This is a genomic window from Thauera chlorobenzoica, assembly GCF_001922305.1.
GTDB lineage: Bacteria > Pseudomonadota > Gammaproteobacteria > Burkholderiales > Rhodocyclaceae > Thauera > Thauera chlorobenzoica.
The window spans coordinates 1,656,084-1,672,197 of record NZ_CP018839.1 but is presented as its reverse complement, the minus strand read 5'-3'; the positions used below and the strand labels follow the sequence as shown (position 1 = coordinate 1,672,197).

The window sequence follows — 16,114 nt, the reverse complement described above, 5'->3', positions numbered from 1 at the left end:
CACGGGGCGTGTCATCCCTGCGTCTCGGCGAACAGTTCGCGGCCGATCAGCATGCGCCGGATCTCGCTGGTGCCGGCGCCGATCTCGTACAGCTTGGCATCGCGCCACAACCGGCCGGTGGCGTATTCGCTGGTGTAGCCGACGCCACCGAGGGCCTGGATCGCCTCGCCGGCCATCCAGGTCGCCTTCTCGGCGGTGTACAGGATCACCCCGGCGGCATCCTTCCTCAGGCCGCGCGCATGGTCGCCGCGGTCGCAGGCCCGGCCGACGGCATAGGCATAGGCGCGGCACGCCGACCAGGTCGCGTACATGTCGGCGATCTTGCCCTGCATCAGCTCGAACTCGCCGATCGGGGCGCCGAACTGCCTGCGCTCATGCACATAGGGCAGGACCACGTCCATGCACGCCGCCATGATGCCGAGCGGCCCGCCCGCCAGCACCGCGCGCTCGTAATCGAGCCCGGACATCAGCACCCGGACGCCGCGGCCGATGTTCACCTCGCCGCCGAGGACGCTGTCCACCGCCACCTCGACATCGTCGAAAAACAGCGGATAGGTGTTGGAGCCGCGCATCCCGAGCTTGTCGAGGTGGGTACCGTGACTGAACCCCTTCATCCCCTTTTCGACCAGAAACGCGGTGATTCCGTCCTCCCCACGCGCGCGGCACCCTTCGTTCCCGGTCCGCGCATACACCACCAGGACGTCGGCGTCGCCGCCGTTGGTGATCCACATCTTGCTGCCGTTGAGGACGAAACGATCACCCTTGCGCTCGGCGCGCAGCCGCATGCCGAGGACGTCGGAGCCGGCCTCGGATTCGGACATCGCGAGCGCGCCGACGTAGTCGCCGGCGATCAGCGGCGGCAGGAAGCGGCGCTTCTGGAGCTCGGTGCCGTGGCGGTGGATCTGGTTGATGCACAGGTTGGAGTGGGCAGCATAGGACAGGCCGACCGCCGCCGAGACGCGGGAAATTTCCTCCATTGCGACGATGTGTGCCAGATAGCCGAGAGCCGTGCCACCGTACTCTTCTTCGACCGTGATGCCATGGACCCCGAGCGCACCGAGCTTGGCCCACAGATCGGCGGGGAACGCGTTGTCACGGTCGATCCCGGCCGCGCGCGGGGCGATTTCGGCAGCACAGAAAGCCTGCACCGAGTCACGTAGCGCGTCGATGGTTTCACCGAGTCCGAAGTCGAGGGAGGGAAGGTTCATCTCCGGTCTCCTTGTCCAGCCCGCCGGGCACGCCGCCCGCCATTCCCGCCAGCGGAGTCGTCCCGCACGCGCTCGACCGCCTTTCGTAGCGGTCGAGTATTGGTGTAGGTTTCTGGTTTCACCGCTTGCGAGCAGGCAGCCGGAATCCGGCGGACGCCCGATCCATAAGCACAAATCGTTGTTTTGATTAAAAACACAAAACCAACCCCATGCAAGGGTCGCGTAGATTCGAGGGCACTCCGCCCGCGCTTGCCGCACACCGGCCCGCATCCGATGGACGACATGATGAGTTCTTCCTCCTCCGCCCCACCCGCCCTGCACTACCCCCGCCACGAGCTGCCCGCCGAAGGCCAGTGCCTCGAACTCGCCCCCGGCATCGGCTGGGTCCGCATGCACCTGCCGTTCGCGCTCAACCACATCAACCTGTGGCTGCTCGACGACGGCGACGCCCTCACCGTGGTCGATAGCGGCTTCGGCATCGACCGCACCCGCGCGGCCTGGGAGCAGGTGCTGGGCGCCGATCCGCGGCCGATCCGGCGGGTGATCGTGACCCACCACCACCCGGACCACATCGGTCTCGCCGCCTGGCTGGCAGCGCGCGAGCGGGCCACGGTGCTGATGACCCAGGGCGAATTCCTCTCCGCCCACGCGGTCTGGAACCAGCTCCCCGGCCACTGCATCACCGACATGGTGGCGCAGTTCCGCAGCCACGGCCTGGACGACACCCGCCTCGCCGCCTTGTCCGCCCGCGGCCCGGCCTACCGCCGCGGCGCCCCCGAGCTGCCGGCGCACTACCAGCGCCTGTTCGCCGGCGACACGCTGCAGATCGGTGCTCACCGCTGGCGCGTGATCGTCGGCTACGGCCACGCTCCCGAGCACGCCAGCCTGTACTGTGCCGAACTCGGCATCCTGATCTCGGGCGACATGCTGCTGCCACGGATCTCGACCAATATCAGCGTCTACGCCGCCACCCCCGGCGCCGACCCGCTGGGTTGGTTCCTCACCTCGCTGCAGGCATTGTGCGAACTGCCCGAAGACACCCTCGTGCTACCATCCCATGGTCACCCTTTCCGGGGAATCCGCACCCGCGTGGATCAGCTCGTCGAGCATCACCGCGAGCGCTGCGCCGCGCTGCTTGCAGAATGCGCCGCGCCACGCTGTGCCGGAGAGCTGCTGCCGACGCTGTTCCCGCGCGAGCTCGATACCCATCAGGTCATGTTCGCCATGGGCGAGGCGATCGCCCACCTCAACCACCTCGAAGCCCAGGGCGCGCTGACACGGAGTGTCGGCGCCGATGGCCTGATCCGTTTTACCCTTCGTCGCTGACGAACCCACCCGCCCCGTCGCCAAACTGGAGTCCAAACAACATGGCTGCACCCAAGATCGAGACCCCCACGGCCGAACTGCCCGACCCGCAGGAAGTCGCCCAGACCTATGCCGAAGTGGCGCGCCGCGCCTCTTCGCTGATCAGCGACCACGTCCAGCGCCAGCTCAAGAAAGGCGTCGCCACCCCCGCCGACGAACTCGGCATCGCCCAGGCCTTCATGGACATGATGGCCAAGCTGCTGGCCAACCCGTACAAGCTCGCCCAGGCCCAGATGAGCCTGGTGTGGGACTACTTCTCGCTGTGGCAGCATTCGATGCTGCGCTTTGCCGGCGTCAACGCCGCGCCGGTGGCCGCGCCGGAAAAATCCGACCGCCGCTTCAAGGACGAGGAATGGGAGCAACACTTCCTGTTCGACTTCATCAAGCAGTCCTACCTCATCGCCGCCCGCCACATCCACGACACCGTATGCTGTGTCGACGGGCTCGACGAGCAGACCCAGAAGAAGGTCAACTTCTACACCCGCCAGTACATCGATGCGCTGTCGCCGTCGAACTTCGCCGTCACCAACCCGGAAGTCTTCCGCGAGACGGTCAAGAGCCACGGCCAGAACCTGCTCAAGGGCCTCAACAACCTGCTGCGCGACGTCGAGGACGGCAACGGCAACCTGCGCGTGAAGATGACCGACACCACGGCCTTCGAACTCGGCAAGAACGTCGCCACCACGCCGGGCAAGGTCGTGTTCCAGACCGACATGATGCAGCTGCTGCAGTACACCCCCAGCACCGGCACCGTGCTGAAGAAGCCGCTGCTGATCGTGCCGCCGTGGATCAACAAGTTCTACATCCTCGACCTGCGCGAGAAGAACTCCTACATCAAGTGGTGCGTGGACCAGGGCCACACCGTGTTCGTGATCTCCTGGGTCAACCCGGATGAAACGCTCGCCGAAAAGAGCTTCGACGCCTACCTCCAGGAAGGCATCATCGCCGCGCTCGACGCCATCGAAGCGCAGACCGGGGAGAAGGAAATCAACGCCATCGGCTACTGCCTGGGCGGCACCCTGCTCGCCACCGCGCTGGCCTACCTCGCCGCCAAGCGCCAGAAGCGCATCGCCACGGCGACCTTCTTCACCGCGATGACCGACTTCACCGAGCCGGGCGAACTCGGCGTGTTCATCGACGAAGGCCAGGTCTCCAGCCTCGAAAAGAAAATGGCCGAGCGCGGCTACCTCGAAGGCTCGGAGATGGCGGGCACCTTCAACATGCTGCGCGCCAACGACCTGATCTGGTCCTTCGTGGTGAACAACTACCTGCTCGGCAAGGACCCCTTCCCCTTCGACCTGCTGTACTGGAATTCCGATTCCACCCGCATGCCGGCGAAGATGCACAGCTACTACCTGCGCAACATGTACATGGAGAACCGCCTGATCGAGCCCGGCGGCATCGAGATCGACGGCGTAGCGATCGACCTCGGCAAGATCAAGGTGCCGTGCTATTTCATCTCCACCATCGAAGACCACATCGCACCGTGGAAGAGCACCTACATGGGCGCGCACTACCTCGGCGGCCCGGTGCGCTTCGTGCTCGGCGGCTCCGGCCACATCGCCGGCATCGTCAATCCACCATCGGCGAACAAGTACGGCTACTGGGTCAATCCGGCGCCCAAGCTGCCGGCGAGCGCCGATGACTGGTTCGAAGGCGCGCAGCAGCACCCGGGCTCGTGGTGGACCGACTGGAACGCCTGGATCACCACCCAGGACAACGAACAGACGGCTCCACGCGACCCCGCCGCGGGCAAGCTGAAGGCGCTGGAAGACGCTCCCGGCTCGTTCGTCAAGATCCGCATCGACGCGAAGAAGGCGGACTGATCCTGCCGCACGCGATGACGGGGAGGGCGACCTCCCCGTTTTTTCGTCCACGCCCGCCCGACCGCCCCCGATGCCGCCGCCCTCTCCCGCCCCAGCGCCCGAAGCGATCCGCCTGGTGCTCGATACCAACACCGTGCTCGCCCTGTGGATGTTTCGCGACCCCCGGCTGCGGGTGCTGCGAACCGCCATCGAGGAGGGCCGCTACCGCCTGCTCGGGCGCGAGGACGCCAGCGAAGAACTGCGCCGTGTCCTCGCCTACCGCCAGTTCGGACTGGGGCCGGACGAACAGGCCGCACTGTGGCACGGCTACCTCGCCCGTCTCGAACCCGCGGACTTCGCCCCCGCAGCGGAAGCGGCAGCGGCCCTGCCGAACTGCCGCGACCCCGACGACCAGAAATTCCTCGAGATCGCACTCCGTCACGCCGCCACCCACCTCTTGACCCGCGACCGCGCCCTGCTCGCACTGGCACGCCACCGCGCCATCCGCCCGCACTTCTCGATCCTGACGCCGGAGCGCTTCATCGATGCGGCATCGTCGCCTTGTCCATCCCCGGCCCACGCTGCCGTTGCGGGGAAACCCGAGTAGCGGCCTGCATGCTTTTTGTGCAAAGTTTCGCTTCCGATGACATCAAGATGATGGCGGACGCACCGCCCTCGCCGGCTCGCCCCCGGCCATGCTCGCATCGACGTTCCCACCGATTTGCCAAGGAGGCCCCATGAAAAAAACCACCGCACTGGCTGCCGCGCTCGCCCTCTCCAGCACTTTCGGCGCAATCCCCGCCCACGCCCAGCAGAAGTTCATCACCATCGGCACCGGCGGCGTCACCGGCGTCTACTACGCCGCCGGCGGCGCGATCTGCCGCCTGATCAACAAGGACCGCGCCCAGCACGGCCTGCGCTGCTCGGTCGAGAGCACCGGCGGCTCGGTGTACAACGTCAATACGATCAAGGGCGGCGAGCTCGATTTCGGCGTCGCCCAGTCCGACGTGCAGTTCAACGCCATCAAGGGCCTCGCGCAGTTCGCCGACGGCGGCCCGGTCGCCGACCTGCGTGCGGTGTTCTCGATCCACCCCGAGCCACTGACCATCCTGTCGCGCAAGGAAGCCCGCATCACCAAGTTCGAGGACTTCAAGGGCAAGCGCTTCAACGTCGGCAACCCGGGCTCGGGCCAGCGCGCGACGATGGACATGCTGCTGCCGGCACTGGGCATGTCGACTGCCGACTTCTCGCTCGTTTCCGAGCTCAAGCCGGACGAGCACAGCGCCGCCCTGTGCGACAACAAGATCGACGGCTTCGCCTATGTCGTCGGCCACCCCGCAGCCAACATCCAGGACCCGACCACGACCTGCGGTGCCAAGCTGGTGTCGGTCACCGGCGCCGGTGTCGACAAGCTGGTCGCCGACCACCCCTATTTCGCCCACGTCAGCATTCCCGGCGGCCTGTACGCGAACAACCCGGACCCGACCAAGACCTTCGGCGTCGTGGCCAGCTTCGTGAGTTCGTCGAAAGTGCCCGCGGACACGGTGTATACCCTGGTCAAGGCGGTGTTCGAAAACTTCGAGGACTTCAAGAAGCTGCACCCGGCATTCGCCAATCTCGAACCGAAGAACATGGTCAAGGACGGCCTGTCCGCGCCGCTGCACGAGGGCGCGGTGAAGTACTACAAGGAAAAGGGCTGGATGTAATCCGCCGCCCGGCCCCGCCTTCGCGGGGCGCCGGACCTCCCTGCACAAACGGCGGCGGCCACCAGCCCCCGCCGTTTTCGTCTCCGTTTCCCTCCTGAGAGGCGTTGCCCATGACCCGCCCGGACGATCAAAAGCAAGACAGCTTCGAGCTCTCCGACGAGGAACTGAAAAAAATCGTCGCCGAAGCCGATACCGGCGGGCGCCGGCCCACCGGTATCACCGCCCGCCTGCTGCTGCTGACGGCGCTGGCGTGGTCGCTGTTCCAGCTCTGGATCGCGTCGCCGCTGCCGTTCTCGCTCGGCGTCTTCGTGTTCAACGACACCGAGGCCCGCGCCATCCACCTCGCCTTCGCGGTGTTCCTGGCCTTTGCCGCCTATCCCGCGCTGAAACGCTCTCCGCGCGACTACGTTCCGCTCCAGGACTGGGCATTGGCCGCGGTCGGGGCCTTCTGCGCCGCCTACCTGTTCCTGTTCTACGCCGAACTGGCGACCCGGCCCGGCCTGCCGACCGATGCCGACATGGCCGCCGCCGTGATCGGCCTGATCCTGTTGCTGGAAGCCGCACGGCGCGCCCTCGGCCTGCCGATGGTGATCCTGGCGGTGGTCTTCCTGATCTACATCTTCTTCGGCCCCTACATGCCGGAGGTCATTTCCCACCGCGGCGCCTCGCTGTCCAAGGGCATGAGCCACATGTGGCTGAGCACCGAAGGCGTGTTCGGCGTCGCCGTCGGCGTGTCGACGAGCTTCATCTTCCTCTTCGTGCTGTTCGGCGCCCTGCTCGAGACCGCGGGCGCCGGTGCCTACTTCATCAAGTCGGCGATCGCGCTCCTCGGCCACATGCGCGGCGGCCCGGCCAAGGCCGCAGTGGTGGCCTCGGCCAGCACCGGCCTGATCTCGGGCTCGTCGATCGCCAACGTGGTGACCACCGGCACCTTCACCATTCCGCTGATGAAGAGCGTCGGCTACCGCAGCGACAAGGCCGCCTCGGTCGAAGTCGCCTCCTCGGTCAACGGCCAGATCATGCCGCCGGTGATGGGGGCGGCGGCCTTCCTCATGGTCGAGTACGTCGGCATCACCTACATCGAGGTCATGAAGCACGCCATCCTGCCGGCGCTGATCTCCTACATCGCGCTGTTCTACATCGTGCACCTGGAAGCGCTGAAGATGGACCTGCAGGGCCTGCCGCGGCGCGAGCCGCTGCCCTGGCAGCGGGCGACGATCACCACGCTGATGACCTTCTCCGGGCTGGTGATCCTGTCCGCGCTGATCTACTGGGGCTTCGGCTGGATCAAGGACCTGTTCGGTGACGCCGCCTTCGTGGTGATCGGCCTGCTGATGCTGGGGGCCTATATCGCGATCGTCCGCTATGGGGCGAAGTATCCCGAGCTGCACATGGAAAAGCCCGACGAAGTGATGGAGTACCTGCCCGAAATCGGCCCCACGCTGAAATCCGGCCTGCACTTCCTGCTGCCGGTGGCGGCGCTGATCTGGAACCTGATGGTCGAGCAGCTCTCACCGGCGCTGTCGGCGTTCTGGGCGACGCTGTTCCTGATGTTCATCCTCGTCACCCAGCGCCCGCTGTTCGCCTTGTTCCGCGGCACCGGCGGACTGGGCGCCGCCGCGCGAGAGGGCTTCTCCGACCTCCTCAGCGGCCTGGTCACCGGCGCGCGCAACATGATCGGCATCGCCATCGCCACCGCCACCGCCGGCATCATCGTCGGCACGGTGACGCTGACCGGCATCGGCCTGGCGATGACCGAGCTGGTGGAAATCCTCTCCGGCGGCAACCTGATGATCATGCTGGTGCTGGTGGCCGTGATCTGCCTGGTGCTGGGGATGGGCCTGCCGACCACCGCCAACTACATCGTGGTGTCGACCCTGATGGCGCCGGTGATCGTCGAACTCGGCGCGCAGACCGGCCTGCTGGTACCGCTGATCGCGGTGCACCTGTTCGTGTTCTACTTCGGCCTGATGGCCGACGTCACCCCGCCGGTGGGGCTCGCCTCCTACGCCGCCGCCGGCATCGCCAAGAGCGACCCGATCAGGACCGGCCTCACCGCGTTCGGCTACAGCGCACGAACCGCAATCCTGCCGTTCATGTTCATCTTCAACACCCAGCTGCTGCTGATCGGCATCGGCAACCTGTTCCAGCTCGCGCTGACGATCGTCACCGCAACGCTGGCGAGCATGATGTTCGCCGCCGCCACCCAGGGCTTCTTCATCGCCCGCAGCCGCATCCACGAGAGCGCACTGCTGCTGCTGGTGACCTTCACCCTGTTCCGTCCCGGCTTCTGGATGGACATGCTCTACCCCCCTTACGAGGAAATCCCGCCCACCGAGCTGAGCCGCCTGGTCGAGGAGGCGCCGCGCAACGCCAATCTGAGGGTGTGGGTGGAAGGGCTGAGCCTGGAAGGCAAGGACGTGTCCAAGGGCGTCCTGCTGCCGCTCGGCGACAAGGCGGACAGCGCCAGCGCCCGCCTCGCCCGCATGGGACTGACGGTGATGGCCCTCGGCGACGAAGTCCAGGTCGCGGCCGTGCGCTTCGGCAGCCAGGCCGAGAAGCTGGGCCTCGAGCAGGGCTTCGCGGTCACCGCGATCGAGCTGCCTTCGGGCGAACGCCCGGCCAAGGAATGGATGTTCATCCCCGCCTTCGCCTTGCTCGCGCTGGTGTGGGCGATGCAAAAGCCGCGGACCCGGCGCAAGCGGCCGACCGCGCCGTCGCCCTCCGCCTGAAGCGGGACGGCACGCTGCAGCAAAAAGCCGCCGCCCCTTGCCGGGGCGGCGGCTTCAAGCAGGCTCGGGCGCTGGCGGCCGCAGTCTTCCGACCGCCGGTGCGGCGCCAATCGCGGGTTTCCGCTTATTTCGCGCTGCGCTCCTTGCGCACCCGGGCGATCAGCTCGTCGGTGACTTTGAGGGTGTCCTCATGGCTGCCGGTGAGCGATGCGGAGGTGACGTACTTGCCGTCGACGACGACCGTCGGCACGCCCTGGATCTTCATCGCCCGGGCGAGCTGGTCGGCGCGCTGCACCATCGAGTTGACGCCGAAGGACTTGTAGGTTTCGATGAATTTCACCGGATCGGCGACCTTGCCGTCGATCCATTCGCGCACCTGCTCCTCGGTAAACAGCGGGCGCTTGTCGTCCTGCACCGCGCCGAAGATGCCGGCGTGCAGGGCGTCGAGCGTGCCCGACGCTTCGGCGGCGTAATACAGGCGGGCCAGTCCGCCGAGCTGGGCATTGTTCCAGATCGCCGGCACATGGCGGAAGGCGACGTCGGCCGGCAGCTTCTTCTTCCAGACGGCGACCAGGGGATCGAAATCGCGACAGTGCGGGCAGCCGTAGTGAAAGAACTCGATGACCTCGATCTTCGACGGATCGTCGCTCTTTTGCGGCGGGTTCAGCACCGTGAACGCATCCTTCGCCCAGGCGACGGATGCGGAGGGCAGGGTCAGGGCGAGCGCGGCCAGCTTGAGGGCATCACGGCGGTTCATGTAGGGCTCCGTTGGAAATGGACTGGATAAGATGCGCTGCGGCGCGAAGCGTTCCCCGTACAGGGCGGCTCAGGGTGCGCTGCGGCTGACCGAAGCGGTAAACCCGGCCTCGGCCAGGCGCGCGCGCATCGGGTTCATGTCCTCGGGACGGGAAAACGGACCGATGCGCACCCGGTGCACGACCCGGCCATCGCCCAGCTGCGTGCGCTGTGCGCTGGCCTGGATGCCCGACAGCGCCAGGCGCGCCTTGAGATTGTCAGCCTCGCTCGGGTTCTCGAAGGCGCCGACCTGCAGATACAGGCGCTCGACCGGCTGCGGCACGGCCTCCACCACCGGAGCCGCGCCCGGCGGCGGCGCAGCCTTGGCAGGAGGCTGCCCGCCCGCTACCGGCGCCGGTACGTTGTCGCCCTGGGGCAGGATGCGGTAGAACTCGAAGTCCTGCTTCACCACCGGCTGATCGCCTGGCTTGCCCGGCAGATCCGCCGGTCCCTGGGCCGGGGCCTGCACGCGCGGCGCCGCCGGCGCCGGCTGGAAGGGGCTGGAGCGGGTGAAATACCACGCGGCACCGGCGGCGATCAGGGCGCCGAACACCAGCCCGATGAAGATCCCGATCAGGGTGCTGCCCGCACTGCCCGACGGCTTGCGGGCGGGCCTGCGGACCGGTTTGCGCTCTCGACTCACGGCCGACCTCCGTCGCTCACATCGCCTCCGGCGCCGACACGCCGAGCAGCATCAACCCCGTCGCCAGCACCCGGCGCACCGCGGCAGCCAGGGCGAGACGGGCGCACTTGAGCGCCTCGTCCTCGACCAGCATGCGTTCGGCGTTGTACCAGCCATGGAAATCGGCGGCGAGATCCTTCAGGTAGAACGCGATCTGGTGCGGCGCGTAGTCGGCGGCGGCGTTCTGCACCAGTTCGGGGAAGCTCGCCAGGCGGGCGCACAGCGCCAGCTCGCGCTCGTGCTGCAGCAGGCCCAGGTCGGCCGCGGCGAGTCCGGCTGCTTCGCCGCCCCACTGGGCGAGCACCGAGCACACCCGGGCATGCGCATACTGCACGTAGTAGACGGGGTTCTCGTTGCTCTGGCTCTTGGCCAGGTCGAGGTCGAAGTCGAGGTGCTGGTCGGACTTGCGCAGGACGTAGAAGAAACGGCAGGCGTCGTTGCCGACTTCGCGGCGCAGCTCGCGCAGGGTGACGAACTCGCCCGAGCGCGTCGACATCGAAGTCTTCTGCCCGTTGCGGTACAGCACGGCGAACTGCACCAGCGCCACTTCGAGTTTTTCCGGCGCCAGGCCGAGGGCGGCGATCGCGCCCTTCACCCGCGGGATGTAGCCATGGTGGTCGGCGCCCCAGATGTCGATGATGCGGTCGAAGCCGCGCTCGTACTTGTTGAGGTGGTAGGCGATGTCGGAGGCGAAGTAGGTGTAGAGGCCGTTCTCGCGCTGCACGACGCGGTCCTTCTCGTCGCCGAAGGCCGTCGACCGGAACCACTTCGCACCGTCCTGCAGGTAGAGGTGGCCAGCCTTCTCGAGCTGGGTCACGGCGCGCTCGACCAGGCCGGTGTCGAACAGGCTCTGCTCCGAGAACCACTTGTCGAAGCGCACGCCGAATTCCTGCAGGTCGTCGCGGCCGTCGCCGAGCTGCTCGTTGAGGGCGAAGCCGTGCACGAAGGGATAGTCCTCGCCGAGCAGGCCCTTGGCGTTGGCGATCAGCGCGTCCAGATGCAACTCGCGCTGCGCCTTGGCCTCGTCGTCCTTGCGCACGGCGGGCGGCAGCCCCGGTGTGCCGGCCAGGACCTGCTCGCGCGTGACCCGGGCAAAGCGGTCCTGGTGCGCGTCGCGCATTTCGCGCCCCATGTCGATGACGTAGTCGCCCTGGTAGGCGTTGGGCGGGAAGGGAATCTCCACGCCGAAAAAGGCGAGGTAGCGCAGCCAGGTCGACAACGCCAGGATGTCCATCTGGCGGCCGGCGTCGTTCACGTAGTACTCGCGGGTGACGTCGTACCCGGCGAAGGCGAGGACGTCGGCGAGCGAGGCGCCGTAGGCGGCACCGCGGCCGTGGCCGACATGCAGCGGGCCGGTGGGATTGGCGGAGACGAACTCGACCTGCACCTTCACGTTCTTGCTCGCGCCGCGGCCAAAATCGGCGCCCTTGCCCAGCACCTCCCGGACCACCACGGTCTTGGCGCCGGCCGCAAGGGTGAAGTTGATGAAGCCGGCACCGGCCACCTCCACCTTCGCCACCAGCTTCGAAGCGGGCAGCTCCGCCAGCAGCAGGGCGGCGAGATCGCGCGGGCTGCGCTTGAGCGGCTTCGCCAGCTGCAGCGCGAGGTTGGCGGCGAAGTCGCCATGGCCCGCCTGTTTCGGGCGTTCCAGCAGGATCGTGATATCGGCGTGGTCGGGGGCGACGCTTCTGAGCGCAGTACGCAACAGGTCGGCAAGATGGACTTTTGGATCGGCGCTCATGGCACTCGGCATGGAATCTAAACGCGCGATTATAACGGATCGCTCCGCCCCGCCCGGCACAGCTTGTGTGCAGTCGTTGCGGCTGGGACCGGCCGCCGGCCGCCGGAGGCGCCCTTTCCCCGCCCCCCCTTTCCGGCTAAAGTCCGGCCTTTCCCCGTCCGGCATCGCACCGTGCGCCTTTTCCGCCTCGCCAAGATCGTTTCCGTCAGCCTGCGCTTCGGCCTCGACCGCATGGTGCTCGACGCCGACGCCAGCGGCCGGCTGGCGCGCATCTGGCACGTGGTCTATTTCTGGCGCGGTTTTTCCGAGCCGCGCGCGGTGCGCCTGCGCCGCGCGCTGGAGTCGCTTGGGCCGATCTTCGTCAAATTCGGCCAGATGCTGTCCACCCGGCGCGATCTGCTGCCGACCGACCTCGCCGACGAACTCGCGCTGCTCCAGGACCGGGTGCCGCCCTTCCCCACCGAGCAGGCCCTCGCCGTGCTCGAAGGCTTCTACGGCAAGCCGATCGACACCGTCTTCGACGACTTCGAACGCATCCCGGTGGCCTCGGCCTCGGTCGCCCAGGTGCACTTCGCCCGCCTCCCCGACGGCACCGAAGTGGCGGTCAAGGTGCTGCGCCCCGGCATCGAGCGCGTCATCGAGCACGACCTCGCCCTGCTCGACGCCGCCGCCCTGCTGCTGGAGAAGATCTGGCCCGAAGGGCGCCGCCTGAAGCCGCGCGAAGTGGTCGCCGAATTCAGCAAGTACCTGCACGACGAGCTCGACCTGATGCGCGAGGCCGCCAACTGCTCGCAGCTGCGGCGCAACTTCAAGGACTCCGCACTCCTGATCGTGCCCGAAGTGTACTGGGACTGGTGCGGGCGCAAGGTCATGGTGATGGAGCGCATGCACGGCGTGCCGATCTCGCAGACCCCGGCGCTGCTCGCCCAGGGCACCGACATGAAGGCACTGTCGCGCGCCGGGGTCGAGATCTTCTTCACCCAGGTGTTCCGCGACGGCTTCTTCCACGCCGACATGCACCCGGGCAACATTTTCGTGCATCAGGACGGGCGCTACATCGCGCTCGACTTCGGGATCATGGGCACGCTCAACGAGGTGGACAAGAACTACCTCGCGCAGAACTTCCTCGCCTTCTTCCAGCGCGACTACCGCCGCGTCGCGCTCGCCCACATCGAGGCCGGCTGGGTGCCGGCGAAGACCCGCGTCGACGAGTTCGAGGCGGCGATCCGCACCGTGTGCGAGCCGATCTTCGACAAGCCACTGAAGGACATCTCCTTCGGCAAGACCCTGCTGCGCCTGTTCCAGACCGCGCGCCGCTTCGAGATGGAAGTGCAGCCGCAGCTCGTGCTGCTGCAAAAGACCCTGCTCAACATCGAGGGCCTGGGCCGCCAGCTCGACCCCGAGCTCGACCTGTGGAAGACGGCGAAGCCCTTCCTCGAGCGCTGGATGGACGAGCAGATGGGCTGGCGCGCGCTCGCCCGCGGCTTCAAGGAAGAAGCCCCGGCCTGGGCCGGCACCCTGCCGCAGTTGCCGCGCCTGGTGCATCAGGCCCTCAGCGACGCCCCCCGCCAGCAGGCCGCCCAGCAGCAACGCCTCGACCAGCTCGCCGCCGGCCAGCGTCAGCAGGGCTGGCTGCTCGCCCTCGTCGGCGTCGCCGCCGCCGCCGTGCTCGCCCTCGAGCTCCATCGCCTGCTCGGCTGAGCCGCGCCCGGGGCGGCTGAACGATTCCCGCCCGCCTCCATCCAACGGACTGAAGCTTCGGCCATCCCCAACCACACGTGCCATGGGAGGTGTGCGATGACGACAGCCCGAAACGACCCCGCCGAACTACGCTCTCCGCATTCAACCGTAGCGATCATCGGCGCCGCCTCGGCGCTCGGCGCTCCGCATGCCGGCCCTGCGAGCGCACCGGAAGCGCTACGCGAGGGTGCCGTGGCGCAGCGCCTGAACGCGATCGGGGTCGCCGCCGAATGGCTCGACCCCCTGCATCCGCTGCCGCCGCCCTCGCCAGCGCCCGACATGCACAGCCGGATCGAGGCCTGCGCCAGCTTTGCACGCTGCCTTGCCGACCGCCTCGCGGCCTTGCCCGCTGGCCGTTTCCCGCTCGTGCTCGGCGGCGACCATGCGATCGCCACCGGCACCTGGCGCGGGCTCGGGCGGCGATGCGGGCGCGCCCCCGGACTGATCTGGGTCGACGCCCACCTCGACAGCCACACCGAGCGCAGCACCCATTCGGGCAACATCCACGGCATGCCGCTGGCTGCCCTGCTCGGCACCGGCCACCCGTCCCTCACCGCGATCCCCGGACCGGCGCTCGACCCCGCGCGCACCTGCATCATCGGCGCGCGCGCCTGGGAGCCGGAAGAGCAGGCCTTGCTCGCGCGCCTGGGCGTGCGCGTGTTCGAGATGGCCGAGATCGATCGCCGCGGCCTCGCCGCGGTGTTCGCCGAGGCGATGGCGATCGCGCGCGCCGACCCCGAGGCCGGCTTCGGGCTCAGCCTCGATCTCGACGCGCTCGACCCACAGGCCTTCCCCGCGGTGACCTGCCCGGAGGCCGACGGCCTCGACCCGCGCGCCCTCGCCGAGGCGCTGATGCGCCTGCGCACCTGCCCCGACCTGGTCGGGCTGGAAATCGTCGAATACCGCCCCGACCTCGACCCCGAGCGGCACGGCGCACGGTGGATCGCGGAATTCGCCGTCGCCGCCCTCGGCCCTGACGGCACCAGCCTGCAGGCCAGGGAAAGGCGTTACGGCGCCGCCAACTACGCCCCGCTCCCGGCGGTATTCCAGCGCGGCGAGGGCGTCTGGCTGTGGGACGTCGATGGCCGGCGCTACCTCGACATGATGAGCGCCTACTCGGCGGTGAGCTTCGGCCACAGCCACCCGCGCCTGGTAGACGCGCTCGTCACCCAGGCGCAGCGCCTGGCGCTGACCTCGCGCGCTTTTTTCAGCGACCGCCTGCCGGTCTTCCTCGAGCGCCTGTGCACCACCTTCGGCTTCGAGCGCGCGCTGCCGGTCAATACCGGGCTGGAGGCGGTGGAGACCGCGCTCAAGGCCGCGCGCAAGTGGGGCCACGAGGTCAAGGGCATCGCCCCCGAGCGCGCCCGGATCATCGCCTGCGAGGGTAATTTCCACGGCCGCTCGATCGCGATCATCGGCCTGTCCTCCAACGCGCGCTACCGTGCCGGCTTCGGCCCCTTCCCCGCCGGGCTCGAGCGTGTGCCCTTCGGCGACGCCGACGCCCTCGAAGCCGCGATCACGCCCGAAACCGCGGCGTTCCTGGTCGAGCCGATCCAGGGCGAAGGCGGCATCATCGTCCCGCCCCCGGGCTACCTGTCGCGCTGCGCCGAGATCTGCCGCCGCCATCACGTGCTGCTGATCGCCGACGAAGTGCAGACCGGGCTCGGCCGCACCGGCCGCCTGCTCGCCTGCGAGCATGAAGGCGTGCGCCCGGACGGCCTGATCCTGGGCAAGGCGCTCGGCGGCGGCCTGCTGCCGGCCTCCGCCTTCCTCGCCGACCGCGCGGTGATGGACGTATTCCGCCCCGGCGACCACGGCTCCACCTTCGGCGGCAACCCGCTGGCTGCCGCGGTCGGCACCGAAGTGCTCGCCCTGCTTGCCGAAACGCGTCCCTGGGAGCACGCCGAGCGCCTCGGGGCGAAGCTGATCGCACAACTGCGCCAGGCGAAGCTTCCCGGCGTTCGCGAAATCCGTGGTCGCGGCCTGCTCGTCGGCGTCGCCCTCGACCCGGCATTCGCCGATGCCGGCGAAGTCGCCGAACGTCTGCTCACCGCCGGCATCGCCACCCGCGACACCAATGGCAACGTGGTCCGCCTCGCCCCCCCCCTGGTGATCGACGAGGACGTGCTTGACGCTGCCGCACAGACCATCATCACCGTGCTGCGCACCTATCCCGGCCCGCACACCAGCGTGCCGCACCCGCATCCGGCCTTCATCCAGTGAGCCCTGCCCGCCGCCGCGGACCGGCGCCCTGCCCGCCGCGGCGGCGGCACGCCCCGGGCCGCCTGCGTCTCGACACCCCCCGAAGGGCATTCTGTTGCTAAACTCGCGCGCACTTTT

The 16,114-nt window shown here is 68.2% G+C and carries 11 protein-coding genes; 7 read left to right on the top strand and 4 right to left on the bottom strand.

Annotation, left to right across the window (positions count from 1 at the left end):
• Positions 1-11: 11 nt before the first annotated feature.
• Positions 12-1,208: an isovaleryl-CoA dehydrogenase gene (locus tag Tchl_RS07735; RefSeq protein WP_075147890.1), complete on the bottom strand. Its 1,197-nt coding sequence runs from the start codon at positions 1,206-1,208 to the stop codon at positions 12-14.
• Between the two features lie 282 nt (positions 1,209-1,490).
• Between Tchl_RS07735 and Tchl_RS07730 the strand changes: the two genes are divergently transcribed.
• The 5 genes from Tchl_RS07730 (at position 1,491) to Tchl_RS07710 (ending at position 8,816) form a co-directional block, all read left to right on the top strand.
• The gene (locus Tchl_RS07730; RefSeq protein WP_075149641.1) at positions 1,491-2,534 is read left to right on the top strand and encodes an MBL fold metallo-hydrolase; all 1,044 of its coding nucleotides are present in this window, start codon (positions 1,491-1,493) and stop codon (positions 2,532-2,534) included.
• A gap of 41 nt (positions 2,535-2,575) precedes the next feature.
• A complete protein-coding gene (locus Tchl_RS07725) occupies positions 2,576-4,399 on the top strand; it encodes a PHA/PHB synthase family protein (RefSeq protein ID WP_075147889.1) in 1,824 nt (607 codons plus the stop codon).
• Positions 4,400-4,469: 70 nt separating this feature from the next.
• Positions 4,470-4,985: a PIN domain-containing protein gene (locus Tchl_RS07720; protein ID WP_075147888.1), complete on the top strand. Its 516-nt coding sequence runs from the start codon at positions 4,470-4,472 to the stop codon at positions 4,983-4,985.
• Positions 4,986-5,115: 130 nt separating this feature from the next.
• Entirely contained in the window at positions 5,116-6,084 is a 969-nt protein-coding gene (locus Tchl_RS07715) for a TAXI family TRAP transporter solute-binding subunit (RefSeq protein WP_075147887.1), read from the top strand.
• A 110-nt stretch (positions 6,085-6,194) separates the two neighbouring features.
• Positions 6,195-8,816, top strand: a complete 2,622-nt coding sequence (locus Tchl_RS07710) for a TRAP transporter permease (protein WP_075147886.1) — start codon at positions 6,195-6,197, stop codon at positions 8,814-8,816.
• Positions 8,817-8,940: 124 nt separating this feature from the next.
• Here the strand turns inward: Tchl_RS07710 and Tchl_RS07705 are convergent, their stop codons facing one another.
• The 3 genes from Tchl_RS07705 to argS form a co-directional block, all read right to left on the bottom strand.
• Positions 8,941-9,573 carry a thiol:disulfide interchange protein DsbA/DsbL gene (locus tag Tchl_RS07705; RefSeq protein ID WP_075147885.1) on the bottom strand — a complete coding sequence of 211 codons (633 nt, stop codon included), beginning with the start codon at positions 9,571-9,573 and terminating at the stop codon, positions 8,941-8,943.
• Between the two features lie 69 nt (positions 9,574-9,642).
• Positions 9,643-10,254: an SPOR domain-containing protein gene (locus tag Tchl_RS07700; RefSeq protein ID WP_075147884.1), complete on the bottom strand. Its 612-nt coding sequence runs from the start codon at positions 10,252-10,254 to the stop codon at positions 9,643-9,645.
• 16 nt (positions 10,255-10,270) lie between these two features.
• Positions 10,271-12,034, bottom strand: coding sequence for an arginine--tRNA ligase (gene argS / locus Tchl_RS07695; RefSeq protein ID WP_075147883.1), 1,764 nt, complete (start codon positions 12,032-12,034; stop codon positions 10,271-10,273).
• A 171-nt stretch (positions 12,035-12,205) separates the two neighbouring features.
• Between argS and ubiB the strand changes: the two genes are divergently transcribed.
• Positions 12,206-13,735: a ubiquinone biosynthesis regulatory protein kinase UbiB gene (gene ubiB / locus Tchl_RS07690; RefSeq protein ID WP_075147882.1), complete on the top strand. Its 1,530-nt coding sequence runs from the start codon at positions 12,206-12,208 to the stop codon at positions 13,733-13,735.
• 96 nt (positions 13,736-13,831) lie between these two features.
• Positions 13,832-15,997 carry an ornithine--oxo-acid transaminase gene (rocD, locus tag Tchl_RS18270; RefSeq protein ID WP_075147881.1) on the top strand — a complete coding sequence of 722 codons (2,166 nt, stop codon included), beginning with the start codon at positions 13,832-13,834 and terminating at the stop codon, positions 15,995-15,997.
• Positions 15,998-16,114 lie beyond the last annotated feature (117 nt).